We start from the raw sequence: 25,907 nt of genomic DNA, 5'->3' as shown, positions 1-25,907 counted from the left end.
TCCATATGAATTCAAAGAATAAAAAAGTTTTATTATTAACAGACATTGAACACGGAATAGAGCCTAGTATCCAACAAGTAACTAACATTCAACAAGAAAACATGTTGACTATACACAGCTATGATTCTGTAATTGTACATCCTTATGGAGATATAATGAGATCTATTATTATTGCTATTTATCAAGAAAATGTTAAAGAAATTTTTGTTGTCGGAATAGAGGATAAAGAAACTTCTTCAGTTAATCTACAAACTCAACGTGATTTCATAAAAGATAATATAGAATTAGACTATCTCTTTAAAAATTGCATGCCTGAATTTTCAAGTGGTAGCCTTAATCAATGGCTGAGTGCACAAAAAAATGTTAGTGAAAATATTGAAAAGAGTATAGATATGATCCGTCATCATCCATTAGTACCTTCTGATATTGAAGTTCATGGTTTCATAATTGATAGAACGGGTGAAAAAGAAACGGTTGTTAAAGTTTTTGCTAATAAAGTACTGAAACAAATGCATTCTTATGTGTAAGTTATCGATAGATAAGCAACTTTTATTTGGACTTGTGTCCTTTACAAAGAGCAAAAGAAATCTTCTATAAATGGGGATCTTTTGCTCTTTTTGTTTGAATTTTTAATGTGTTTTATAGGAGATACCTAATATGTACATAATAAAAATATATAACTTTTTGCATAAAATTTTAAGGACGGATTAGCAGGTGATAATAAAGTTAATCGTAAAATAGAAGTGTATATTGTGATTGATCCCGTATTAACGGGCAGCCCTATTGGTGAGGGCTGATTAAAGTTTCACTTTATTTTAAGATTATTACTAAAAAGAATGGAGATTCTTTAATTATGAGAATAAAACAGTTAAAACCTAAAGTGATATGGAAAAAAAGAATGTTGCTAACTCTTTTTATTGTTTTCGGATTGATTATTGCGGGGGTTGTTTTTTGGAATGTTTCACCTATTCCGAAAGCGTTTCTCATAAAAAAAGCATTTGAAGGTGGAATGTTTGTTCAATCTAATAATTATAAAAACGCTCTAAAAGAGACACGAATTGTTAAAGATATCAATTATAATTCTAAATTTCCTGATGGTACATTAGACATTATTTATCCCAAAAATTTTATAGGGAAAACACCTGTTATTTTTTGGGTGCACGGGGGTGGATTTGTAGGTGGAGATAAATCAGACATTACTGGTTATGCAGTAGAATTAGCTGCTCGTGGTTATACAGTGATAAATATAAATTATGCTCTTGCTCCTAAAAGAAAGTATCCTACACCAGTACTACAACTTGGTGAGGCTTATGAATATATAAAAGCAAATGCAAAGAAATATAATGTAAAACTAGATGACCTATATTTTGCAGGAGATTCTGCGGGAGCGCAAATATCTGGACAATTTGTTACTATTCAAACATCTCCAGATTATGCGAAATTAACCGGGATTGACGCTGTTGTTGCTCCTTCTACAATTAAAGGTATATTGCTATTTTGCGGCCCTTATAATATGCCTGCATTAGCTAAAATGGAAACATCCAAAGAAGTGCAAGACTTTATGCGTACTACTGGCTGGGCTTACTTTGGGAAAAAGAAATTTGAAACATTACCTGAAATGGAAATCGCCTCTATTTATAAACACGTTACAAAAGATTACCCACCAACGTTCATCACAGATGGAAATACTGCATCATTTGAAGAGCAAGGTAAAGCATTAGCTTCTACTTTACAAAATAAAGGAATACCTGTAGATACACTTTTCTTTGATAAAAATATCTCTGGCGAGTTAGCACATGAATTTCAATTTAAAATGAACACTCCAGCAGGTGAAGAAGCTTTTAACCAAGTTCTTAAATTTCTAAATGAAAATAAATAATATATATACTATTAACTTTTTATAAGCCTAGTTTAATACCATATATGGGTGAACAAAATATTGCATTAATAATCTAATGGTAGCAAAAATAAATTTGATAAGAAGTATATAGTAAGAATGATTTGGAGATACAGATGGGGATATAACTATTTTATTTAGGACGGTGCACTTTAAATGGATTTACAGAAAGGGAAATTATATTGGAACACAACTTTTTCTAATACATCTTCTTATCCTCGCTTGGAAGAAGATATAAAATGTGACGTACTAATAATAGGAGCAGGAAGTTCAGGTGCTCAATCAGCATACTATTTGAGTGAATCAGATTTAAATATTGTTGTCGTTGATAAAAGAAAGGTAGGACACGGAAGTAACCTTACAAATACAGCACTGATTCAATATTTAGGTGACAAGATGTTTTTTGAACTTGTAAATACATTTGGAGAAGAGTATGCAGTTAAGCATATGAAATTATGTGAACAAGCTATTAATGATATTGAATATGCTGATCAAAACTTGCCTTATTGCTCTGATTTTAAACGACGTGACAGTTTATATTATGCAAGTTATGAAGAGGATATAAAGAAATTAGAAAAAGAACTGTATTATTTACATAAGCATGATTTTAAAGCGACTTGGCTATCAGAGGAACAAATTGGACAGAGATATCCATTTAAAAAACGTGCAGCTATTTATACGTATAATGATGGTGAAATAAATCCTTATAAATTTACACATAGTTTATTAGAACAAGCTGCTAATAAAGGAGTTCAAATTTATGAAGATACAGAGATTGTTGGCAAAAAGTTAGAGAAAGAATGTGCTATCTTTTATACAAAGGGGGGCAATTCTATTACTGCCAATAAAGTAATTGTGGCTGCAGGATATGAAGGGTTGGAATTTAAAAAGGAAAAGAACGCTACACTGATTAGCTCATATGCAGTTGTTACTAATCCTGTAGAAGATTTATCTTCTTGGTATAAACGTACTCTCATTTGGGAAACTGCGAGACCATATATTTATATGAGAACTACTGCAGATAACAGGATTATTATAGGTGGGTTAGATGAAGATACAAACATTGCTCAAGAAAGAGATTCAAAATTAATCCATAAAAAAGAGAAAATAGTAAATGAATTTAATAAGCTCTTTCCCAATATAACAGTTGAACCTGAATTTTATTTAAGTGCTTTTTATGGTGGTACTCATGATGGTTTACCTATAATTGGAATGTATGAAGAGTTTCCAAATTGTCACTTTATCTATGCGTATGGAGATAATGGATTAGTATATAGTATGGTGCTTTCTAAAATTGTTCGAGATATAATTATTAGCGGTTCAAGTCCGGATTTGAATTTATATTTACAAACTAGACCAAAACTAAATGAGTAAGCTACATGTATGCAAAATCATAGTAGTAACGAGTTTATTTAGGGTTCCATTGTAAAAAAACGCTATTTTAAATGTATTAGTTTAATGTGACTATTTGTTATGTTTATGAATGCTTAAATAAAGCATTTATAAACAATATTATTTGTTAAACCCATTCATCTTACTAATTTCTGTTATTTGTATAATCCATTCTTTTTTTAGGTAGGGTAGAGTTGCTTGGATATGATGATATTCCCATTCTTCCTCAATGGTAGGATAAAGGTTAAATAAGTATTTTTCTTCATCATTTGTTACACTTGCTTTAGGATTGCCAGTGAGTTTAAAATAAATGTCGCACCATCCGCTATAGTTTGTTAACATAAATAAAAAATTAGGACATGTGAATTCGATGAGGTATATTTCTTTCTCTAATTGAATATCTGATAGTAATTCCCTTGCAGTCTCAAAAGTAGGCTTCTTTTGGTAACCATTGCATGAATGCCATGCCCAAATGGGGAAATCTATAGTAAAGTCAATACCTTTCTGTTTCATGTGTCTTACAATGTATTTATATGCTGTGAAATCTTCTTTACTAACAAAAATAGGATTGGCTATAAGCTTACCTTCATTCAAAAGTGTATTTATAGCATTTTTGTTTTGAAAAGTCCATAGGATTGTTGAATCAATAAATGTATTTAAGTTTGATTGTTTATCAAATTGTTTTTTCATCTTTCGCTCCATTTTCTTTTTTATTTTGCAGAATTAAGAATAAATATGACTAATCGGATAATAAGAAATACCTATGCTAGATACAATTGTAAATGCTTATTTAAAGTAACAGCAAGGAATAACCTTTGTATATAGAGTGTACAATACATGCAAAACAGGATTAAAGAAGATTTTAAATATAATATGAAATAGTACAAAATAAGAATTTGATACATCTTTTATATATAAACTATTAATTGAAGTTTGTAATTACACATTATAGTTAGTATACTAACTATATAATTAGTGTACTAACTATATTGGAGGTTATATGAATAATTTAGGCTATTTATTACACAAGGTAAGTATAATGACGAAAACAGAATTATCAAATCAATTAAAAGAATATAAAATAACAGCTCAGCAATGGTCTGTGTTAAAGGATATATCTCTTTATCCAAATGGAACCACCCCGGCTATGATTGCTGAAAGGCTCTTAGCAGACCGTCCAACAGTAACCGGAATTATACAAAGATTATTGCAAAAAGAATGGATTCTTATAAAACATAATCCTAAAGATAAACGGTCACATTTAATATTTTTAACAGATGAAACTAAGGCATTAATACAGGAGATAGAAAATGTAAGCGATGAAGTTATAAAAAATGCTACAGCTAGTATTCCTAAAGAGGAAGTAGAAAATACAGTTCGAGTTTTGCAAAGTATGATTCAAAATTTACAAAAAAATAAAGGGTGATTAAAATGATTTTAGTAACAGGTGCTACAGGGAATGTAGGAAAAGAGGTTGTAAAATGCCTAATAAAAAGAAATGCTACTTTCAAAGTCACAACGCGCAGTAGAGAAACTGAAGGAGTGTATTTTGATTTTGAAAATCCTTCATCTGTAAAGGCGGCTTTAACAGGTGTTACTAAAGTCTTTCTAATAAGACCACCACATCTAGCTGATGCAAAAAAGTATTTCCAGCCTGTTGTAGATGCCGCAAAAGAAATAGGTATAAAACACATTGTATTTTTATCTTTATTAGGTGTAGAAAAAAATCCGATAGTACCTCATGCTAAAATTGAAGCTATGATAAAGGCTTCTGGGATCCCTTACACATTCCTAAGACCGAGTTTTTTTATGCAAAATTTATTATCACAACATGGTGATGAATTAAGAAATGAAAAAATAATTGAAGTACCTGCTGGTAAAGGGGAAACAAGTTTTATAGATGTACGGGATATTGGAGAAGTTGCAGCTAAGATATTAACCGAAGAGGGACATGAATTTAAAGCTTATTCTTTAACGGGAAATGAGGCATTAACATATTATGAAGTTGCTGCTATTATTTCAAAAATAATAAATAAAGATATTACTTATACAAATCCAAGTATATTTAAATTTAGAAAAAGAATGATTCAAAAGGGACTTAACAGTGACTTTATTTGGGTTATGATTGGAATATATACAACTGCAAAATTAGGGTTAGCTAAAAAAGTCACATCAGATTTATCGAATTTACTAGATAGAAGTCCAATAACTATGGAAACGTTTGTTTACGATTACAAAGAATTATTAATATAATAATGCAAAAGTAAAAAAGAGGATTATTCACATAAAGAATCTATTATGTTTTAAGAGTAAGAGGGGATAGCCATGCAAAACAAAATTATCGTTATGTTTCAAAAAGATTTTCGTTTATATGATAACCCAGCTCTATTTGAGGCTGTTCAGTCCGGGGAGGTTCTTCCGGTATATGTACAAGATGAAACTTTTTCAATAGGAAGTGCGGCAAAGTGGTGGTTACACCATGCTATAATAGATGTCCAAAAGCAACTTAAGGCATTGGGCTCTACTTTAATAATCCGCAAAGGAAATATACAGGAAGAAATACTTTCTCTCATAAAACAATTAGATATAACGGCTGTATATTGGAATAGTTGTTATGATCCAGACAGGTTAAAATCTAATCAAAAAATGAAAATGATATTAGAAGATAAAGGTATTATTTGTAAGGAATTTAATTCGCATTTATTATTAGAACCGTGGATTATAAAAAAGAAGGATAACACTGAATATAAGGTGTTTACGCCTTTTTACAATGCATTTCAAAAGCAGGTAATACCTAAACCTATTAGCAGAGTACAGAGTATAAAGTGGGGAAGCTCTTTACCAGCAAGCTTATCTGTCTCAGAATTACACTTGTTGCCGACTATACCGTGGACATCTCATATGGAAGCAATATGGGAGCCTACAGAGGAAGGGGCATACAAAACATTTAAGAAATTTTTCTCTAGTAAATTAGCCTCTTATAGTGAAGGAAGAGATTTTCCAAATCAAAATGCTCATTCAATGTTGGCGCCATATCTTTCATTTGGCCAAATATCAGTGAAGTTAATGTATCACTACTTAATAAATAAAAGTACCGAAAGACAATGTAGTTTTTTTGAAAAACAAGTGATTAGTTTTATACGCCAATTAATTTGGAGAGAGTTTTCTTATTATATGCTATATCACTATCCGTTTACAGCATATAAACCTCTTAATAAAAACTTTGAACATTTTCCGTGGAATAAGGAAGAGGAGTTATTAAGAGTATGGCAGAAGGGTGAAACTGGTTATCCGTTTATTGATGCGGGAATGCGAGAACTATGGCAAACCGGTTTTATGCATAATCGGGCAAGAATGGCTGTAGCCTCTTTTCTTGTAAAGCATTTGTTAATTCCGTGGCAAGAAGGTGCAAAATGGTTTATGGATACACTACTAGATGCTGATATTGCAAATAATACAATGGGATGGCAATGGGTTGCTGGAAGTGGAGCAGATGCATCACCGTACTTTCGTATTTTTAATCCTATCACACAAGGAGAAAAGTTTGATAAAAATGGAGAGTATATAAGAAGATGGGTACCAGAATTAAGAGATATCCCAAACAAATATATACATAAACCTTGGGAAGCACCTGAGCATATTTTACAAAAATCCAATATAAAACTTGGGAATACATATCCTTATCCGATTGTTGAACATAAGGCAGCACGAGATAGAGCCCTTTGTGCATATAAAAATATGAAAGAATTTGTATGAAATAGGTTAAACAATATGTATTTAGAATTTTATCCATTATAAGGACATACTAATCATATAAAGTTTCTATAATCTTCTAGTAAAAAGGAGAATGTTTATGAAAAAATCTAGTATTATAGTATTTTTACTAACATATGGTTTGTTTTATGTTTCTAGTGTTTTATTCCCTATTGATCGTACTTGGTATGATGCGTTAGAAAAGCCGTCTTGGACACCTCCTGGTATGACAATCGGAATGATATGGGCTGTATTATTTGGACTTATTGCATTATCAGTTGCAATTATTTACAACAACTATGGATTTAAGCCAAAAACATTTTGGTTTTTATTCCTTTTAAATTATATATTCAATCAAGCGTTCAGCTATTTTCAATTTAGCCAAAAGAATTTGTTTTTAGCAACAATAGATTGTTTACTAGTCGCTATTACTACGTTGCTTCTCATAGCGGTTTCTTCCAATTTATCTAAAGTATCGACATGGTTGCTAATTCCATATTTTTTATGGACTGCATTTGCTACATATTTATCTTGGACCATTTATAGTATAAATTAAAGGCGTAAATAAAAACTTGAGCATAATAAAAATGCTCGAGTTTTTATGTGTGTTAATGATAATCCGAAATATGGAATATATACATCTTATGGAGGTCATCTTTGTGAAGAAATGGATAAAAATTACGCTGTACTCTTTACTAGCTATTTTAATTATAGGAAGTATTACTTTTTTGACTTGGTCTCAGTTTACTTATAAACCGACGCAAGAGGCTTTGGCGTTAGTAGATGATAAAAAAGATGAAGATAATATCGTTTTTGGAGCGAAAGATGCGAAAGTAGGGGTTATTTTTTATCAAGGAGCTAAAGTAGAAGCTGAGGCTTATAGTTACTTAGGAGAAGCTCTTGCAAAAGATGGGCACTTTGTAGTAATGCCTCAGTTACCATTAAATTTAGCGATACTTGGAATAAATGAGGTAGACAGTGTAATTGAAAAGTATCCGGAAGTTCAAAAATGGTATGTTGCAGGGCATTCAATGGGAGGAGCTATGATTTCTAAGTATGCCTTTCAACATGAAGACAAGGTAGACGGAATCATTTTCTTAGGTTCGTATCCTGCAGATGACTTCTCTACGAAATCGATTCCGATGTTATCAATTTATGGGGAAGTAGATGCTTTAGCAACTGTAGAAAAAATAGAAAACAATAAAAAGTTCATGTCCAAAAATACAACTATGCACATGATAAAAGGGGGCAATCATGCTCATTTTGGTATGTATGGTGAGCAAAAAGGTGATAATGCGAGTTTAATTACGCCAAAAGCACAACGAGATGAAACAGTAAAAGTAATTGAGCAATGGTTATTGGAACAATGATAACGAATTTAATAAATCTACCGAAAGAATTATCCAAACGGTAGATGGGAGAGAGAATAAAGAGCCAAATCGTATGAATTGGCTCTTTTATTTATTTGCTATCTCCAATTGTCCCCTTATTTTCTCCGGAATGTCCTTTTCAGAAATAACGTCGTAAGAATAGACATACTTTCCTTTTACATGAATTTTTAAGTAAGTTTTTCTTCTAAAATCATTAGGCGTGTTCGTTCCAATTTTATATTCTTTTTCATTGCTTAATTCATCAACACCTTTTAGTGAGTACATAGCTCTTCCTTTATGATGATAATCTGGAACACCATATCCTTTCGCAACGGCATATACATTTTTTTCTTCAGCAATCGGATTAAATCTGTCTAAATCTCCACGTAATATGAAAGGTAGTAAGTATATAGGGAGGCCTATTCCTAGTATAAAAATTACAAATTTCTTCATGAACGTTTCTCCTTTTGTTAAATTACTTATTTTTAAGTATAGGAAAAAATTCTTATGAATTTAGAAGTGAATTTCTTAAGTTTTTCTTAAATAGGTGTTTAAAGGAGGGATAACATTGTATGGTTATTCTTTCGTGCAAATCGTATTATTTTTTATTTATATCTTCGTGGCTTTTATGCAAAACACAACATTTCTAGATGAAATTAGATCTCCTTATATATATTAGAAAATGTATTTTGTGAATTAATTATGAATATATTTTATTTTAAAAAACATCCCTTGATAAATACACAGAGTTATTGTAAAGTGATGATAATTAAAATGTATATTGTTTGAAAACGATAAAAGGAAAGAGTAAAAGTAGTTTTTCTTTTAGAGAGTCGGTCGGTGGTGTAAACCGAAGATGGGGAAATAAACCAAATTAGGTTCAAAGATGGTTCGTATGCTGACATTATTTTTATGGCTCTTTATATAAAAATACCGAGTAACCACTCATTCTAAGGATGAGTGGTTACTTGCAGTTTGTTTAAATAGAGAAATATTGCTACCAAGGAAGCAAATTTATATATGCGGTTCTCTTCCTTTTATGGAAGCTAGTATTAAAATTTTGTATAAATGGGAAGTACCAAAGGAATTGATTCATTATGAATCGTTTAGCCCTGTTGCAATTATAGGTGATTAACTAATACCGGATAGGATTATAATCATAATAATGTAAATAAATAGTTTTTTGCGATATTTCAATAGTGAAGTATCGTTTTTCATTGTATAACTAAAGCCCAGCTATGGATTCTGATGTAATGTTGAAAAATGATCCCAAGTAATGATTTGTCTGTTGCAATACTAAGTAACTATGACGAATTTGAATCTAAAAAGTATGCTAATAAAATAGCGGAATTTTTTTTAAAAAAAGTAAAAAACAATAGAGCTTAGATTTGCAATGATAAATGTTTTTTCATTAGATAATTACTTTACCGATAATCGAGATGTTTGCGGATACATTTATTTTTTGGATACATAATTATATTTAGAGAATACCCAGTTACAGTATTTGAATTTTTAATAAGAAGGGATGCGAAGGAATGAACTCACAGAGACAAGGCTATGTAGGCTGGTGGCAAGGCGGGCACGGTGGTGGTTGGCCGGGTGGACACGGTGGTTGGCAAGGCGGACACGGTGGTTGGCAAGGTGGACATGGTGGTTGGCAAGGTGGACATGGTGGTTGGCAAGGCGGACACGGTGGTTGGCCGGGTGGACACGGTGGTTGGCAAGGCGGACATAGTGGTTGGCAAGGTGGACACGGTGGTTGGCAAGGCGGACACAGTGGTTGGCAAGGCGGACACGGTGGTTGGCAAGGTGGACACGGTGGCTGGCAAAGTGGGCATGGATATTAAAAAGAGGCTATAAAATCATTTTTTATGCAAAGTTTGTATATTTAGTATCGTTGTATATTTTCATTTGTATAGTAAGTATATAGTGAAAACAGCAAAAAATTCTGTGAAGTAAGAATTCCATCCGAAAAATTAAAGCAGCAGAAATGTCAAAAGAACAAAAGACATCGCTTTTTATTATTCAAGGTGAAAGAGACTATCAAGTTCAATCGAAAATCGAAATCTCTCTATGGAAAGAACAATTAAAAGAACGAGATAACATTGATTATCGACTATATCCAAAGTTAAATCATTTCTTTACAGAAGGGGATGGAGAAATAAGTAAACCGGATGAATATTATAGTCCTGCTAATATTCTTGAGTATGTTATAAATGATATTGCTGCTTGGGTGCAAGGAAGATCGCAATTAAATTAGCAACTATATGTTTTAATAAAGACTTTCTTTCTGTAATTAAACTAGAAACATTATTAGGGTATATGTTTTTTAGCACTCTTTTAAAAAGAGTGTTTTTTTATTTTCCTTTGATTTAATTAACGAAAAAAATATCTTGTACTCCTTTTGTAACTTTTTTAAATCGAAATTTTCTATAAAACAATAGGCTTGTCTTCCAAATAAAGCGTTATTTGTAACACTGTTATCAAAGCAAAGTGCTCGTGACATTTCCTTGATATTCAAAAACATTAATAACCTATTATGTGAAGTTTTTTGAAAATTTAGGTTTAACATCTTTAAAATAGGTGTATTACATATTACATAACAACTAAATAAGAAAATAAAAAATCTAAGGGAGGAAAAATACGATGCATAAGAATGAAAGAAAACCGGTGGTTTATGAATATCAAAATGAACAGGAAGTAGTTATGAAAGTAAAAGAGCTAGAATTGAAAGGGATTCACCAAGATGACATTTACGTCTTAACACATGAAAAACATATAACAAAAAAGATTGCGGATGATACAAACACAAATACGATTGGAGTAAAAGAACAAGGGTTGGGCACAAGTATTATCAACTTTTTCTCCAAAAAAGGGGACGAGCTCCGAAATCAAATGGAGGAAATGGGGTTGTCGAAGGAGGAAGCTAACTTATATGAAGAAAAACTAGATCAAGGGAGAATTTTACTTCTAGTAACAGATGAAACACTAACGGCGAGTGATAGGCAGCCGCAAAACTATCATTCTCTCTAATAGATTGCAATATCTAATAAATAGATAAGTTAATTATTTTAGGTTGTAGCATGGAAGAAAATAAAAGTAGAGAAGGGTGAGAAAAATGAAACATACAATATTTAAATATGCTGTGATTGGGATTACGACCGGAGTCATGGTATCTCTGTTAAAAAAAGAAAATCGGAAAGCTATACAAACAAAAGGAAAAAGCGTAAAAGACAAACTACAAGAAGGAAACATAAAGGAAACATTAGAGAAGGTAACCGAGACAAGTAAACAATTCTCTGTAACTGCAGCTAATGTTGCAAAACAAACATTACCACAACTGCTTACAGCCACACCGGTTGTCATTTCTACTATTAAAGATTTAACAGAAAACGAAAATAACAAAAAGAAAAAAGATGAAAAGGATAATGAAATAAAACAAAATAGTAAGAACCTAGACGGAGAAAAAACGGAAAATGAAAAGAAATATGTGAAAGAAGGGAAAGAAGAGAGTGCTTAGATTTAATTCTAAAAAGAGAAAGTGAGGAAAAAAGTATGAAATCTCTGTATGCAATTGATGTAGGAATTGGTTTTACTAAGCGGGCATATCGACAGGATGTAGATTCTGAGGTGACGATTAAGAGTGAAGCTGCCACACTAGCTCCTGTACCTAATCATGCTGAAAGTGAAGATTTAACAAAGGTAAGTTTTATAGACTTAGACTTTGCATACTACATGGGAAATGAAGCACATCAATCTGACGCTTCATTTCTTCCTCCATTTGACGAAGAAATAGAAAATTATTATGAAAGCGAACAGTTTAAACAACAAATATTTGGTTGCATTGCAAAGGATTATAAAGAAAATGTCGTGTTACCTTTAGTTGTTACCGGGCTTCCAGTCACTTGTTTTGGTAGTCAGCATGAGCAATTACAACGTGCACTAAAAAAAGAAACTTCCGTACAAATTGATGGGAAATTTATTAATATTACGGTTGAAAATGCTTTGATTCTTCAGCAACCGATCGCTTTACATGCCTATTTCTTAAAAGAGGGAATCATTCAGGAACAAGATCGCATCTTAATTATTGATGGTGGATTTCGTACATTAGAAATGACAGATATGAAACAGAATGTCATTTTAAATCATTATGAGACGGAACTAGGATGTAGCAAGCCTTTGAAAAATATTAAGAATATCCTGCAGAATCATGCGGGTGAAAGTAATCAATTGCATATTAATGACATGCCAAAAATATTAGAAAAAGGATATGGAGATAAAGAAGAAAATTATGAGACAAGTCAGGTGGATATTTTAATTCAAAAAGAGTTGGATACACATTTCCAAGACATCATGCGTGTATTACAAGAACAATTTAAGTTAGACCAGTATGATACTATTATTTGGACAGGAGGAGTAGTAGATCTCCACAAAAAACAAATTGAAAAAATGCAAGGTGAAATTGTTTCTTTCCGTATGGTAGACGCTTCAAAAGAGGCCGCGCTTCATGGATACTATATTATTGGAAGTCAAGTATTTGAGGACATCACCAATCAATCTGCATATAAATCCAAATTATAATGACGACCGAAATGGAGTTCGTTGAATAGACGTGCCAAATTGTGTGGCTTCTTTTCCAAATATAAATAAGAAAAGATAAAAAGTGCTTGTATAGAGGAAATGTTTAAAATTGAGAATAAAAATAACTAATATATAGGGGGTCTTCCTTTTTAAAGAATAAGACCTCCTATGCATTTATTTTGTAATTTAGATGATTTAAAAACTTTTCCTCCAAGATATGGATACCTACATACAAATTTCATATTACGGATATGATTCGATCAAACATAAAACTATTTAGAAAGGAAGAATAATATGGAATGCATAAAAATGACGAAATGGAGTTGGTATCATGTGAAAACTAGTGAGCTTGAAGAAATTTCTTCTATAATCCCCCGTGATGTAACATCTTATTTCCCTCAATTTGTAAAGAAAATAAGTTCTCCTTGTGAAAATGGATTATATGTTTATACGTTATCACCAAGTCAAACTTGTGTATATGGTTCGTTTTTATATGATCAAGATAAAAAGGACGCCAAAATTCAAAAATTTCTTCATTATTTCGTAGCTCATGGGATACTGATAACGGTCCAAGAAAAAGAGGAAGAAGATTTTCAAGAATTAATACATAATTTCCCTATAGGTATAAAAAATTGTAATAGTTCCGCTGAAGGACTATGTGCCATCTTATCGATATTTATATCTCACTATTTACGAAAGGTTGACTATTTTGAAAACAATTTCAGAAATGTGTTATGGGATTTTTATCATTATAATAACATAGCAGTTTTAGAAAGGATTTATCATATTCGTCATGAATTATTTATGAACACACATGTGTTTCGCTTAATACAAGAAGTGTTACAAGGCTTGGAGGAAGCTTGGTTAGAAAAACTAACAAACACCCTTTGTTATAAACAAACACACGTAAAATTAGAGCGTGGATTACAACTTGTTAAAGAGTACCAAGAAGAATTAGACACGATGATTCATTTGCAAGAAGTTGTTTCTTCTCATCGTGGGAATGAAATTATGAAAGCTCTTACTGTATTAACTGCTGTGAGTACGCCTTTGACAGCCTTAGGAGCATTATGGGGTATGAATTTTAAATACATGCCTGAACTTGAATGGAAATATAGCTATTTAATGGCTCTCTTATTTATTATTTTCACAACAGCGGGTATGTATATGTATATGCGATTCAAAGGATGGACAGGTGATTTATTACGAGTAAAGAAAAAGAAGTCTTTTTTTAAATCTAATTAGTCCTGTTTATAAAAAATATGATAGACATATAGTTAATAATATTTATTAATTGGGGTAGTGCCATATCCCTATCAAGTTAAAGTTTTGATGTCCCCGCAATGATAAAAATAAACTTGGTTTCCATAAAAAACATAATATTTTCATTTAAAGGCTATGAGGTGAAATGTCATCATCTTCATCACGTTTGACCTTCAAGAAATAAAAAGTTAAACTATTCTTGTACTCGAAGTACTATTATAGTACTGGAGAGATAATAACTTTACTATTTTGGTATGAGGTGAATAAATGATGAAAGATCGGATTGCCAAAACTGCTATTGCGCTTTTTCATGTAAGGGGAATAAAATTCACAATGAGTGATTTAGCTCGTGATCTAGGTGTAAGCAAAAGTACGCTTTACGAGCATTTTCCATCTAAGGACGAGCTTATTGGTTATGTAGTTGAGCAAATAAATGAAGAAGCCCAAATACGTTTTCGGGAAATTATCGATAATTCGAATTTGACCATACCGGAAAAATTAAAAGGGATTCTTTTAATTGTGCCTAAGGATTTTCAGCACAGCTTCGTACGTTTACTGATTGAACTGCGACGTTACCATCCAGAGCAGTGGGCAAAAATAGAACAAGGCATAAATGAAGAATGGGAGGTAATTACTGGGCTAGTTGAAGAGGGCATCAATAGCGGTGTTTTACGTTCAATGGACATTCCAGTGCTAATCCAAACACTCAAAACGTTAATGAAATCAATTTTTGAACAGGGGAGTATAGCCTCTAACCAAATTACTCTACAAGAGTCACTTGCAATGATGGCCGATATCATATTGCATGGAATCACAAGTAAGGATTAAATAGTACTTCTACATAAAAAATGAGTAGGGTCACAATAACCATACAGGTTAACGTAGCCTCGCTCATTTTTTATTTTTATCCCGCTTTAATGGGCAGTAAGATTCCTACCTCAAAATTCAGTGAAAGCAAAGAATTTAGGTGGGAGATCAACTGCCCATAAAAGTCCGATTGGTGAGGGCTGATAATCAGTGGGGGATGAAGAAAACCCCACTGATTAAAGTTTCACTTTATGTCGATTTTACTTAAGGGTAATTATACTTTACAGTCTGGAAGATTTCGGTATAATATAAAATGAGTACCGAAAATAATTTTTCGGTACTGAAGGTACGAATTAAGGTAATCAGAGATGGAAACGAAAAGTTTGTAATTTTAAATTGTTTTTTCAATTTGGCTGGGATGTCCTTGAAGATAAAATACGGGTATAGGAGGAATGTAAATGGATTTTTTTGAGACTGTTATAATTATTGTGAATTTTAGTATTCTAGGCTGTATATTGTTTTTTAGTGAGAAAATAAAACAATGGTCTGTCTTCATTCTAACAGTTGCCTTTTGTGTGGTTGTTGTGCAGCTTATCATAGAAGGGTATCGCTGGCAGATGATTCCTGCTTATTTGTCCCCATTTATTTTAACAAGCTGCTATCTATTTGCTGAATTAAAAAAGAACGTTAAAAGTTGTGGGGCATTCACAGTCAAGACAGCGCTACTGGTCATTTATTTGACTATTGCGGTCATGCTTCCTTCCCTCATGCCAGTAGTTTTATTTGAAAAAACGAGCGGTCCCTTCAAGGTTGGTACTACACTTTATCATTGGATTGATTATAATCGAGAAGAACCTTATATGAAAGATTTGAACGGCCGGCGCGAGCTGATGGTTCAGGTTTGGTATCCTGCAAAAGAAAAAGGAGAGATGAATCGCGCACCTTATATCCATAACTCGGATGAGATTGCCAAGGGGTTGGAAAAATCATTGTCTATTCCAGCATTCGCGTTTCATCATCTAGGCTTGATGAAGTCGAATGCATTCATGGAAGCTCAATTGTCAGATTCAGAGGAACGTTATCCGGTTCTACTCTTTTCCCATGGTTTAAGCGGTTTTCGCAATCAAAACACGTTTGAGGTGGAGGAGTTGGCCAGCCAAGGTTACATCGTCGTAGGAATTGATCATACCTATGATGCTGCAGCTACCGTCTTTCCAGATGGCAGAACCGCTTTTGTACAGTCGATCAATTTAACTGATTTTGCCGAACGAGATCGCCATATCAAATTATGGAAGGAAGATGTTGTTTTTGTACTTAATCAAATAGAGAAGCTTAACCAAAGCGATAAAGATAATCGCTTTACAGGAAGAATGGATACATCCCGAATTGGAATGTTTGGACATTCTTATGGTGGAGCTACAGCTGCGCAAGTGTTAGTGGAAGACTCCCGTGTCAAAGCAGCCATCAATATGGATGGTACATTATATGGGGAAAATGTTCCGAAATCTAGAGTTGGAAAACCGTTTTTGATTATAAATGCAGAGACTAGTGATGATTCCACGAAAGATTTTTTAGAGGGAAAAGTTCGTAGTGACCATGCACTTGCAGGTGGTGGCATGTCAATGGTTATTCCCCATACCAATCATACGAGTTTCACTGATTTTCATTTGTTCTCTCCTTTGTTACGAAGCTTAGATGAAGATCCAAGATACGTTCACCGTATTATAAACGAATTCAGTCTCGCTTTTTTTGATCGATATGTGAAACAGGTAGACGATAGCTCTGCGCTTGAAAAATTGGACTCCAAATACCCAGAAGTGAAATTTAAAGTGAATTAATGACAATGTCTTTTAATATATTTGCTAACAGTTGGGTATATATTTTAATCATCAATAAAGATTGCCCTCTGTAGCATACAGAGGGCAATCTTTTTTAAATTAATATAAAGGAGTTTTTTTATGTTTAATAGATTGAAGTATTTTCTTTTATCCGAGAAAGAAATAGTTGAAACTGTGAAGAATTACAAGGAGGAAAAAATACATGTTTTCATAATAAAAGATTTTTTAGGGGAGTTAATCTTAATAAGAACTCTTATATTTTTAATGTTTGTTCCAATATCAACTTTTATTTTTTCAGTTGTAATTTTTGGAGCTGTTTTCTTTTTATCCGGTATTAAGATTACCATTTGGGGCATTGCTATAATGTTATTGGTTCCAATAACATTACTTTTCTATATGAATATAACTAATACATCAATTATTATTACTGATTTAGTGAAGAAATTTTTATTAACCATAAAATATCTAAATCCATTTTACTCAATATTAAATAAACCTTGGTTATTTATTTTTGAATTATTATTTGGTTTTTTATATGTCTTCGTGCTATCTTTGTTTTCTATTTGGATAGTATTACATTCATTAGAAATAGGTTTCTCTGAATTTAGTTCAGAGGACAATCGAAGTTTCCAATTTTTAATTATTATTTTGCATACAGCAATTTATTTGTTTATAAGAGTTCATGGCCAGCCTTGTAAGACAACTAAGCAAAAAATTAAAAAACTGAAAATGAAATTTTATTTATGGTTTTGTTCTATGATTGCAAGTATTGTATATATATTTGAATCACTCTTTAATTATATGAATGGAATTCAAGCAATTTATTTTATATTTGTTTTAATGATTGCTTTAGAAAGAACAGTGACACATTATAAGAAATTTATAGATTTTTTAGAATCTGAAAATTTGTATGAAAAATAATTTTAGAGAGAAAAGTCATTTGAAATATAAAAAGTTATACCTACTAAGTACTGAACGAGTAAAAAAACGCTATTCTTTCTCTAGAATCATAGGAAAGGATAGCGTTTTTTATGTCTATTTTTGTATCTGATGAACTACAACTATTTGCTCAAGAAATTCAATGTTATTTATCCCCGAACATCTTAAGAAATCTTGCCAGAGAGTCTGGTTTCGTGCAACGAACCTGTAAATTCCAAACAAAAAGTTTACTCAATTTATGAGTATGTATGGAAAAAGAAAGAGATTCAATAATGCTTTGTTTAATATTAATTTATATAGAAATACATATTAAACAATATGTAATAATACATTTTATGATAATTTATTAAAATAAAATGTTATATTTTTGGGTGGAATATATAAATGGAGGAAATGTTATGAACAAGAATTTAAAATTTACTCAAATGATGATCGGTATTAGTACGATGGCATTATCATTTGGAAGTATTCAAACACAGGTATCCGCAGAAGAAAAAGCACCCTATAATACGTTACAGATGAAACCGATTGGGACAGAAACTTTAAAAGATGAAATTGCACATGCTACAAAAGCGGATGGAACTTTAACTTTTGAAGAGCGTTTAAAAGTAGGTGATTTTTCACAAAGGCCAACTTCGGTGATGAAACATAATGACAGGCAATTAAAGCAAAGCTATACTCTGGCAGAACTGAATAAAATGCCTGATAGTCAATTCATTGATACGCTATCAAGAGTTTCATGGAATCAAATTACAGACTTATTTCAATTCAATCAAGATACGAAAGCTTTTTATCAAAATAGAGAACGTATGAACGTTATCATTAATGAATTAGGACGACGAGGGAAATCTTTTACGAAAGAGGACTCAATGGGAATTGAAACTTTTGTTGAGATATTACGTTCTGCTTTTTATGTGGGATATTTTAATAATGAAGTAGGTTACTTAAATGAGAGAAGCTTCCATGACAAATGTTTACCAGCATTAAAAGCTATTGCAAAAAATCCAAACTTTACATTAGGTACAGCTGAGCAAGATAGAGTAGTAGTTGCGTATGGGAAATTAATTAGTAATGCTTCTAGTGATGCTGAAACAGTACAGTATGCGGCAAATATTTTAAAACAGTTTAATGATAACCTTTCTATGTATGCTAATGATTATATGAAAGAACAAGCTGTATATGAAATCGTAAAAGGTATTGATTATGATATACAATCTTATTTGCAGGAAACGAATAAAAAGCCTAATGCAACAATGTGGTATGGGAAGATAGATAACTTTATAAATGAGGTTAGTAGAATTGCTCTCATACGGAATTTAACAACTGAGAATAGTTGGCTAATTAATAATGGGATTTATTATGCAGGACGTTTAGGGAAATTTCATAGCAATCCAAACAAAGGATTGGAAGTTATTACACAAGCGATGAATATGTATCCTCGCCTAAGTGGACCTTATTTTATAGCGGTAGAGCAAATCAAAACAAACTACGGTGGAAAAGATTATGATGGAAATACAGTAGATTTACAGAAAATACGTGAAGAAGGAAAGTTACAATACTTACCTAAAACATATACATTTGATGATGGATCTATTGTTTTTAAGACAGGCGATAAAGTAACAGAAGAGAAAATTAAAAGGTTATATTGGGCAGCCAAAGAAGTAAAGGCACAATATCACCGTGTAATTGGAAATGATAAAGCACTAGAACCAGGTAACGCAGATGATGTGCTGACAATTGTAATTTATAATAATCCAGATGATTATCAATTAAATAGACAATTATATGGATATGAAACGAACAACGGCGGTATTTATATTGAAGAGAAGGGTACTTTCTTTACATATGAGCGTACACCAAAACAGAGTATTTATAGTCTAGAAGAGTTATTCCGTCACGAATTCACTCATTATTTACAAGGAAGATACGAGGTTCCTGGTTTATTTGGGAGTGGAGAACTATATCAAAATGAACGCTTAACTTGGTTCCAAGAAGGGAATGCAGAATTCTTTGCAGGATCTACACGTACAAATAATGTTGTTCCACGTAAAAGTATTATAAGTGGCTTATCATCTGATCCGGCAAGCCGTTATACTGCAAAGCAAACTTTGTTCGCAAAATATGGATCATGGGATTTTTATAATTATTCCTTTGCACTACAGTCTTATCTATATAATCACCACTTTGAAACCTTTGATAAGATTCAGGATTTAATCCGGGCAAACGATGTGAAAAATTATGACGCGTATCGTGAAGCATTAAGTAAAGATGCACAGCTGAATACAGAATATCAAACGTATATGCAGCAGTTGATTGATAATCAAGATAAATACAATGTACCACAAGTAACAAATGATTACTTAATACAACATGCACCTAAGCCGTTAGCTGAAGTGAAGAAAGAAATTGTCGATGTAACTAATATAAAAGATGCAAAAATCACAAAACATGAGTCTCAATTTTTTAACACATTTACTGTAGAAGGCAAGTACATAGGTAGTACATCAAAAGGTGAGTCTGAAGACTGGAAAACAATGAGTAAACAAGTCAATCAAACCTTGGAGCAGTTGTCTCAAACAGGATGGAGCGGCTATAAAACAGTTACAGCCTATTTTGTTAACTATCGTGTGAATGCAGCCAATCAATTTGAATATGATATTGTTTTCCATGGTGTTGCAACAGAGGAAAAAGAAAAAACAACGACTATAGTAAATATGAATGGACCATATAGCGGGATAGTAAATGAAGGAATTCAATTCCATAGTGATGGTACAGAAAGTGAAAATGGAAAAATTATTTCTTATCTATGGAACTTTGGAGATGGTACAACAAGTACTGAAGCCAACCCTACCCATGTATATGGGGAAAAAGGAACATATACTGTGGAACTAACTGTGAAAGATAGTAGAGGAAAAGAAAGTAAAGAACAAACAAAAGTTACTGTAAAACAAGATCCGCAAACAGGTGGATCCCTTGAAGAGGAAAAGGTACTCCCATTTAATAAGCTTGTAAAAGGAAATCTGATTGCTCCTGATCAAACAGATGTTTATACGTTTGATGTTACAGTTCCAAAAGAAGTAGATATTTCTGTGGTAAATGAACAAAACATTGGGATGACATGGGTACTTTATCATGAATCAGACATGCAAAATTACGTAGTTTGTGGTGAAGATGAAGGAAATGCTATAAAGGGAAAATTCGTAGCGAAACCAGGGAAATATTATTTGAATGTGTATAAATTTGATGATAACACTGGTGAATATTCATTATTAATAAAATAAATTTATTTTCCATATGTATACAACGGTTGTTTTTTAGGAGGAGTCTGTCACGATAGGCTTCTCCTAATTTTTACTCTAAAATAAGTTAATAAATTAGGTAATTATCTCTAAAAATAAATCATTATAAACCTAAAATATTCAATTAAAAAATAGAAGAGAGGGAGCTTGCGTCTTAATAAAACTAATATTAGGAGTTATGTCACATTTCGATTAAATAAAATATCGTAAAATCCTCAGAATAAATTTTTTTGCATGTTCATTCATTTAGGGTAATTCTCAACTCTTAAGCAGATGTATGTGGGGGACCGATTCATATACATCTGCTTAAATAATTAGATATTTTATTTATTAAGTTAAGCGAAATTTTATTCGTATATGAGGAAGGCGCATTTAATTCTTTTTTCGAATGTTATTCATGTTAATCGTATTCCATCGAATGCGCTTGTTACCAAGTGATGTACATAGGAATCATCCAACTTATCACCGGTTACTAGCAACCGATAAAAAATTGGTCCGTAAATGAGATCGATGGATAATTCAATATCAAGGTTTTCTTTCAATTCTCCTCTTTGAATTCCCTTCTCTAGAAGTTGCTTTGCTTGCAGTCGACGGGGCGGAAACATCGAGTACGATATTCTTCTGCCAGTTTTAAGTCAACGTTTGATTTTCTCTTTGCAACCAGAAGTTCGTAGTCGCTTAAATGGATTATTCATGTCTATTTTCTTTTTGGGTGGTGCTGTTGGATCCTTTGTCGGAGGATGGGCATACGCTTGAGGTGGATGGAGTGTAGCATTGTGGATCGGAATCGCTTGAATGCGTATTCATTGATATGTCTGAGTTTTATAGATTATTTGCGGTTATTTTGAAGTTTTTACATCACAACCAGATTTTTTGTCTCTATCGCTAAAAGAGGGCAAAACTCACCATATAAAATGTGTCCGAATTCCATTTAGACTATGAAAAAAGAGAGCTTGCGCTAGACAACAAGCCCTCTAAAAAATAACGTAATTGAGATATCTATATATTAACAGTTATTTTCTAACGATTCCATATGTCTTATGTTGAGAAATAAATTATAAGTGGCTTGATAAAGCTAAAATGAATGATTGACATAATATTTTGACGATAATATAATAAATCTCGAATTCAAGGTAATTTGTAAAGGATTGGTAATTGTGAGCGTGATTAACGATGAGAGCTTATCTTTAAAGTTAATTGTTATATTATCAAGGGAATTACAGCCAATCACTAAACGTATTGAAAAGGATCTAAAAATTTATGGACTTAATGCAACTGAATTTGCAGTGCTTGAGCTACTATACAGTAAAGCTGATCAGCCTATAAAAAAATTGGGGACAAAATATGATTTGCAAGTAGTAGTATCATGTATGCGTCAATTACTTCAGATGGTATTCAGTTAATTGATAGTATTTTTCCTCAGCATAAAGAGGCGATTCGGCATATATTTGGTAGTTTGGACTACATTGAGAAAAAATGATAATTAAACAGTTGAAAAAGTTAGGATATTACGCACAGAAAGTGTAAGTTTTTAGATGTTATTTCTGTTTAGTAATATCCTAATTAAATATAAATTAAATAAATAGGAGGGAAAATTAATAAATAGTAGTAAATGTATTGTAGTACAAAATAAAGAAATTATGTAATTGCAATTAATATAGTAGGAAATAAAGTTGTTATGTTCACGTATACATATCGTCCTTTTCATTATAAATCTTTCATAAAGCGGAGAGTGGGTATCAAGAATGGAGTTACGTCATTTAGAGTATTTTATTCAAGTTTGTAATAATAATAGTTTTACTAAAGCTGCGGAAGTTCTAGGTATTTCACAGCCGACTTTAAGTCAACAAATACGTGTGTTAGAAGGTGAACTTGATACACCTTTGTTTCATCGAGTTGGAAGAGGTATCAAAATGACAGAAGCGGGTAAGCTGCTATTTGATAAAGGAAAATTTATCATGCAACAATTTGATGACGTTTATAATGAAATTTTTGAATTAAAGGGTGTAAAAAGAGGTGTGATTACTATAGGAGGTCTATTAGAGGACCTTACTTATTTAACACCTTATATTATGAAGTTTCAACAACATTATCCCAACATCGTAGTGAAAATTGTAGAATCCGAAGTTTCCGTAAATCAAATCGTTGACAAAAATATTGATTTTGGGATTACACGTAGTGCTCAAATTCCAGACACATTAACAAACACCCTTTTGTATAGTGAAGAGCTCGTCCTTGTCATTCCAAAAAATCATCCTTTGAATGAAAAATCATTTGTTTCTTTTCGAGAATTAGTAGGGCTGAGTAGAATAATGGTTTCATGTAGTTGTCGTGAATCTATTAAAATATATTGTGAGAGTTTAGGGTTATCTTTATCTGAAGCAAATATAGAAACAAAATCTTCTATTTCTCTATTGAGCCTTGTATACAATGGACATGGGGTTGCCATAATACCTCGTTCACTGGTTAACTTTGTTAATAATGATACTTTGAGCATAGTTCGTATTACTGATCCAACACCAAGTCAAGATATTAATCTTATTCACTTTGATGATAAATTTTTAAGTTTTGCTGCACGCATCTTTATGCAGAAGTTAAATGATTCGCAAAAAGTATCAGTGTAATAGAAATAATAATGATTCTAGTGTGAAATTTGAAAAAATCTATAAGTCTTAAGATAAAGCAAATATTAAAGTCAAAGGGCAGTGGCTTTATATGTGTGGTGTGATCGATTTTTGACTTTTACTTAAGGGAAAGGGGTAGGCTTTGCAAGGAGAGAAGGATGTAAAAAACAAATCAAGTTTAAGCTATCAACTCTTTTGTCCTATTAAATAGTAATAGATTCCAATAGAGATATACAATGCTATTTCGAATCTACATATCCTTATTGCATAAAGAAAACCACCGGCATTATACCGGTGGTTTTGACTTAGAAAGCAAAGCAAGTACAACCAATACCCCATTTAGTTCCATCTTTTCCTATTACGGTATGAGTGTGCTGATGGAGAGGGTTACTGCAACTATGTAACTTGTGATCATGAGCATCGTGAGAAAGTATAGTGTGGGCTAGGTTAGCACCACCATAACCATAAACTCCCGTCGGTGACCAATCAGGTGATGCTGGCGGTAATTCAGGTGATAAATTTTTAAATTCATCATTTCCATAAACAACTTGTCCACCCATAATTGTGAGTAATGATTCAAGGTTCTTGATTTCTTCTTCTGGCACAGTAAAGTAGTCAGCAGACAATACAGCAAGATCAGCAAACTGACCTACTGCAAGGGTTCCTTTTTTACCTTCATCACCAGAGAACCACGCACTTCCTTTTGAATATAATTCCAGGGCTACTTTTCTATCAAGTTTATTTTTTTCATCGTATATCGAAAGTCCACCAATGGTTTTTCCGGCAACCATCCAATAAAGAGCGACCCAAGGGTTATAGCTGGAAACTCTAGTTGCATCACTACCGGCGCCAACAGGTATACCAAGGTCTAACATACGATAAATCGGAGGAGTACGCTTTGCAGCTTCCTTTCCGTATAAATCAACAAAGTATTCACCTTGAAAAGCCATGCGGTCTTGGATGGCAATACCGCCATTTAAAGCCTTAACACGTTCCATACTACGATCTGAGATTGTTTCTGCATGATCAAACCACCATCGTAGACCATTAAAAGGAATTTCACTGTTAACTTCCTCGAATACATTTAAGAAACGTGTGATTGACTCATCATAAGTTGCATGTAAACGGAAGGGCCAACGGTTTTCCACCAATAGAGAAATTACTTTCTTTAAGTCAGCTTCCATCATCGTAGCTAGTTCAGGCTGTGGCATTTGAAATTTTTCAAAATCGGCTGCTGAGAATACTAACATCTCTCCGGCACCATTCATTTTATACTTATCAGTTCCTTGACCTGGAGAAACAATTTTTGCCCATGAAGCAAAGTCTTCATATTCATGATTTGGATTTTGCGTAAATAGATTATAAGCAATACGCAAAGTTAATTGTTCCTTCGCGGCTAAATGTTCAACAACTTTGTAATCATCAGGATAATTTTGGAATCCACCACCTGCGTCAATAGCACTTGTAATACCTAATCTATTTAATTCGCGCATAAAATGGCGAGTGGAATTAATCTGGTCGTCAAAATTAAGTGCTGGTGCTTTACCCAAACTTGAATAAAGAATAGAAGCGTTAGGATTCGCAATTAAAAGGCCCGTTGGATTACCTCGTTTATCCCGCTCAATTAAGCAGCCTGGAGGGTCTGGTGTATCTTTTGTATATCCCAGTGCATGCAGCCCAGCACGATTTACAAGTGCTCTATCGTAAAGATGTAGCACAAAGACAGGAGTGTCTTCAGAAACGGCATTAATTTCTTCCAAAGTTGGCAACCGTCTCTCTTTAAATTGAAATTCAGACCAACCTCCAACTACCCTTACCCACTGAGGAGCAGGTGTACGCCTTGCCTGTTCTTTGAGCATTTCTAGAGCAATAAAAAGTGATGGCACGCCTTCCCAACGTAATTCCATATTATAATGCAGACCACCACGAATAACGTGTATATGAGAGTCATTCAGGCCTGGAATAGCTCTCTTTCTTTTAAGGTCTATTTTCTTTGTTTTTTCCGTGGCACTATTAAGAAGCTCATCTCCACCTACTGCAGTGACTAAACCATCAGTTATGGCGATAGCAGATACCTCAGGCTGAGAAGGGTCAAGGGTAGTAATTTTTCCGTTATATAAGATCATATCCGGTAAATTCATGTT

Annotated in this window: 21 protein-coding genes and 6 pseudogenes; 22 read left to right on the top strand and 5 right to left on the bottom strand. The window is 32.8% G+C overall.

Annotation, left to right across the window (positions count from 1 at the left end):
- Nucleotides 1-5: 5 nt before the first annotated feature.
- From QO049_RS21705 to QO049_RS21695, 3 genes are all read left to right on the top strand, one after another.
- Nucleotides 6-527 (top strand): carbonic anhydrase, encoded by a 522-nt coding sequence (locus QO049_RS21705; protein ID WP_001086248.1) that lies wholly within the window; start codon nucleotides 6-8, stop codon nucleotides 525-527.
- A gap of 326 nt (nucleotides 528-853) precedes the next feature.
- Complete coding sequence (locus QO049_RS21700) at nucleotides 854-1,879, top strand: alpha/beta hydrolase (RefSeq protein WP_053514248.1); 1,026 nt, start codon at nucleotides 854-856, stop codon at nucleotides 1,877-1,879.
- 174 nt (nucleotides 1,880-2,053) lie between these two features.
- The gene (locus tag QO049_RS21695) at nucleotides 2,054-3,271 is read left to right on the top strand and encodes an NAD(P)/FAD-dependent oxidoreductase (RefSeq protein ID WP_284489441.1); all 1,218 of its coding nucleotides are present in this window, start codon (nucleotides 2,054-2,056) and stop codon (nucleotides 3,269-3,271) included.
- Nucleotides 3,272-3,409: 138 nt separating this feature from the next.
- On the opposite strand, the gene QO049_RS21690 is transcribed toward QO049_RS21695, so the two are convergent.
- Nucleotides 3,410-3,979 carry a DUF3841 domain-containing protein gene (locus QO049_RS21690; protein WP_098876213.1) on the bottom strand — a complete coding sequence of 190 codons (570 nt, stop codon included), beginning with the start codon at nucleotides 3,977-3,979 and terminating at the stop codon, nucleotides 3,410-3,412.
- 310 nt (nucleotides 3,980-4,289) lie between these two features.
- On the opposite strand from QO049_RS21690, the gene QO049_RS21685 reads away from it, so the two are divergent.
- The 5 genes from QO049_RS21685 (at nucleotide 4,290) to QO049_RS21665 (ending at nucleotide 8,412) form a co-directional block, all read left to right on the top strand.
- Nucleotides 4,290-4,715, top strand: a complete 426-nt coding sequence (locus QO049_RS21685; RefSeq protein ID WP_001061039.1) for a MarR family winged helix-turn-helix transcriptional regulator — start codon at nucleotides 4,290-4,292, stop codon at nucleotides 4,713-4,715.
- 5 nt (nucleotides 4,716-4,720) lie between these two features.
- Nucleotides 4,721-5,542 carry an SDR family oxidoreductase gene (locus QO049_RS21680; RefSeq protein ID WP_000604773.1) on the top strand — a complete coding sequence of 274 codons (822 nt, stop codon included), beginning with the start codon at nucleotides 4,721-4,723 and terminating at the stop codon, nucleotides 5,540-5,542.
- Between the two features lie 72 nt (nucleotides 5,543-5,614).
- Nucleotides 5,615-7,045 carry a cryptochrome/photolyase family protein gene (locus tag QO049_RS21675; protein ID WP_284489440.1) on the top strand — a complete coding sequence of 477 codons (1,431 nt, stop codon included), beginning with the start codon at nucleotides 5,615-5,617 and terminating at the stop codon, nucleotides 7,043-7,045.
- 97 nt (nucleotides 7,046-7,142) lie between these two features.
- Nucleotides 7,143-7,598: a TspO/MBR family protein gene (locus QO049_RS21670; protein WP_000749742.1), complete on the top strand. Its 456-nt coding sequence runs from the start codon at nucleotides 7,143-7,145 to the stop codon at nucleotides 7,596-7,598.
- A 103-nt stretch (nucleotides 7,599-7,701) separates the two neighbouring features.
- Nucleotides 7,702-8,412, top strand: coding sequence for an alpha/beta hydrolase (locus QO049_RS21665; protein WP_246960471.1), 711 nt, complete (start codon nucleotides 7,702-7,704; stop codon nucleotides 8,410-8,412).
- Between the two features lie 87 nt (nucleotides 8,413-8,499).
- Here QO049_RS21665 and QO049_RS21660 read toward each other — a convergent pair whose 3' ends face one another.
- On the bottom strand, nucleotides 8,500-8,865 hold the full coding sequence (locus tag QO049_RS21660; RefSeq protein ID WP_000714895.1) for a YxeA family protein: 366 nt from the start codon (nucleotides 8,863-8,865) through the stop codon (nucleotides 8,500-8,502).
- 1,082 nt (nucleotides 8,866-9,947) lie between these two features.
- Here QO049_RS21660 and QO049_RS21655 point away from each other — a divergent pair.
- Both QO049_RS21655 and QO049_RS21650 read left to right on the top strand, forming a co-directional pair.
- Nucleotides 9,948-10,259 (top strand): hypothetical protein, encoded by a 312-nt coding sequence (locus QO049_RS21655; protein ID WP_001088228.1) that lies wholly within the window; start codon nucleotides 9,948-9,950, stop codon nucleotides 10,257-10,259.
- A 113-nt stretch (nucleotides 10,260-10,372) separates the two neighbouring features.
- Nucleotides 10,373-10,672 (top strand): annotated as a pseudogene (locus QO049_RS21650) (alpha/beta hydrolase); the annotation flags it as partial.
- Between the two features lie 112 nt (nucleotides 10,673-10,784).
- Here the strand turns inward: QO049_RS21650 and QO049_RS21645 are convergent.
- Nucleotides 10,785-10,939 (bottom strand): annotated as a pseudogene (locus tag QO049_RS21645) (acyl dehydratase).
- Between the two features lie 119 nt (nucleotides 10,940-11,058).
- On the opposite strand from QO049_RS21645, the gene QO049_RS21640 reads away from it, so the two are divergent.
- The 9 genes and pseudogenes from QO049_RS21640 (at nucleotide 11,059) to colA (ending at nucleotide 21,121) form a co-directional block, all read left to right on the top strand.
- A complete protein-coding gene (locus tag QO049_RS21640; RefSeq protein WP_000549439.1) occupies nucleotides 11,059-11,445 on the top strand; it encodes a YflT domain-containing protein in 387 nt (128 codons plus the stop codon).
- A gap of 85 nt (nucleotides 11,446-11,530) precedes the next feature.
- Nucleotides 11,531-11,932, top strand: a complete 402-nt coding sequence (locus QO049_RS21635; protein ID WP_000683226.1) for a hypothetical protein — start codon at nucleotides 11,531-11,533, stop codon at nucleotides 11,930-11,932.
- A 35-nt stretch (nucleotides 11,933-11,967) separates the two neighbouring features.
- Nucleotides 11,968-12,993, top strand: coding sequence for a ParM/StbA family protein (locus QO049_RS21630; protein WP_000839455.1), 1,026 nt, complete (start codon nucleotides 11,968-11,970; stop codon nucleotides 12,991-12,993).
- A gap of 294 nt (nucleotides 12,994-13,287) precedes the next feature.
- A complete protein-coding gene (locus QO049_RS21625; RefSeq protein WP_246960465.1) occupies nucleotides 13,288-14,238 on the top strand; it encodes a magnesium transporter CorA family protein in 951 nt (316 codons plus the stop codon).
- A 285-nt stretch (nucleotides 14,239-14,523) separates the two neighbouring features.
- Nucleotides 14,524-15,084, top strand: a complete 561-nt coding sequence (locus QO049_RS21620) for a TetR/AcrR family transcriptional regulator (RefSeq protein ID WP_000974054.1) — start codon at nucleotides 14,524-14,526, stop codon at nucleotides 15,082-15,084.
- A gap of 437 nt (nucleotides 15,085-15,521) precedes the next feature.
- Nucleotides 15,522-16,901, top strand: coding sequence for an alpha/beta hydrolase family protein (locus tag QO049_RS21615; RefSeq protein WP_246960462.1), 1,380 nt, complete (start codon nucleotides 15,522-15,524; stop codon nucleotides 16,899-16,901).
- A 120-nt stretch (nucleotides 16,902-17,021) separates the two neighbouring features.
- The gene (locus QO049_RS21610; RefSeq protein WP_098570700.1) at nucleotides 17,022-17,822 is read left to right on the top strand and encodes a hypothetical protein; all 801 of its coding nucleotides are present in this window, start codon (nucleotides 17,022-17,024) and stop codon (nucleotides 17,820-17,822) included.
- Between the two features lie 110 nt (nucleotides 17,823-17,932).
- Nucleotides 17,933-18,079: pseudogene (locus QO049_RS21605) on the top strand (IS4 family transposase); the annotation flags it as partial.
- Nucleotides 18,080-18,238: 159 nt separating this feature from the next.
- Nucleotides 18,239-21,121 carry a collagenase ColA gene (gene colA, locus QO049_RS21600; protein WP_246960454.1) on the top strand — a complete coding sequence of 961 codons (2,883 nt, stop codon included), beginning with the start codon at nucleotides 18,239-18,241 and terminating at the stop codon, nucleotides 21,119-21,121.
- Between the two features lie 413 nt (nucleotides 21,122-21,534).
- Here the strand turns inward: colA and QO049_RS21595 are convergent.
- Nucleotides 21,535-21,779 (bottom strand): annotated as a pseudogene (locus tag QO049_RS21595) (TetR-like C-terminal domain-containing protein); the annotation flags it as partial.
- Between QO049_RS21595 and QO049_RS21590 the strand changes: the two are divergent.
- The 3 genes and pseudogenes from QO049_RS21590 to QO049_RS21580 form a co-directional block, all read left to right on the top strand.
- A pseudogene (locus QO049_RS21590) lies at nucleotides 21,767-21,895 on the top strand (MFS transporter); the annotation flags it as partial. The pseudogenes QO049_RS21595 and QO049_RS21590 sit on opposite strands and share 13 nt — an antisense overlap.
- Nucleotides 21,896-22,296: 401 nt before the next feature.
- Nucleotides 22,297-22,666: pseudogene (locus QO049_RS21585) on the top strand (MarR family transcriptional regulator).
- A gap of 218 nt (nucleotides 22,667-22,884) precedes the next feature.
- Nucleotides 22,885-23,763, top strand: a complete 879-nt coding sequence (locus tag QO049_RS21580; protein ID WP_246960448.1) for a LysR family transcriptional regulator — start codon at nucleotides 22,885-22,887, stop codon at nucleotides 23,761-23,763.
- A 305-nt stretch (nucleotides 23,764-24,068) separates the two neighbouring features.
- Here the strand turns inward: QO049_RS21580 and QO049_RS21575 are convergent, their stop codons facing one another.
- A complete protein-coding gene (locus tag QO049_RS21575; protein ID WP_246960445.1) occupies nucleotides 24,069-25,904 on the bottom strand; it encodes an amidohydrolase in 1,836 nt (611 codons plus the stop codon).
- Nucleotides 25,905-25,907 lie beyond the last annotated feature (3 nt).

The organism is Bacillus sp. RB3, from assembly GCF_030164735.1.
In the GTDB taxonomy this organism is placed as follows: Bacteria; Bacillota; Bacilli; order Bacillales; family Bacillaceae_G; genus Bacillus_A; species Bacillus_A cereus.
This window is presented reverse-complemented; position numbering and strand designations above follow the sequence as displayed.